The organism is Ursidibacter arcticus, from assembly GCF_009761375.1.
Taxonomy (GTDB): domain Bacteria; phylum Pseudomonadota; class Gammaproteobacteria; order Enterobacterales; family Pasteurellaceae; genus Ursidibacter; species Ursidibacter arcticus.
The window spans coordinates 1-331 of sequence record NZ_LEKM01000035.1 but is presented as its reverse complement, the minus strand read 5'-3'; the positions used below and the strand labels follow the sequence as shown (position 1 = coordinate 331).

Annotated in this window: 2 tRNA genes; both read left to right on the top strand. The window is 42.9% G+C overall.

Features of this window, described 5'->3' with window-relative positions:
- Window positions 1-45: 45 nt before the first annotated feature.
- A tRNA-Ile gene (locus A1D25_RS01300) sits at window positions 46-122 on the top strand.
- Between the two features lie 37 nt (window positions 123-159).
- Window positions 160-235: transfer RNA gene (locus A1D25_RS01295), tRNA-Ala, on the top strand.
- Window positions 236-331: the final 96 nt, after the last annotated feature.

Genomic DNA, 331 nt, shown 5'->3' with positions numbered 1-331 from the left:
ACACAGATTGTTTGATAGTAAAGACAAAAATGAAAGTCATCCGTTGGGTCTGTAGCTCAGGTGGTTAGAGCGCACCCCTGATAAGGGTGAGGTCGGTGGTTCAAGTCCACTCAGACCCACCACTCATTAAGGTATGAGTGAAAGCAACGGAAAATGAATGGGGATATAGCTCAGCTGGGAGAGCGCCTGCCTTGCACGCAGGAGGTCAGCGGTTCGATCCCGCTTATCTCCACCAATTCATCATAACTGACTGTTTTAAGAGTAAAACATAAAATAGTGAGTTATGATGAAAGACGAAAGTCATTTGTCAATTGTTCTTTAAAAAAATATA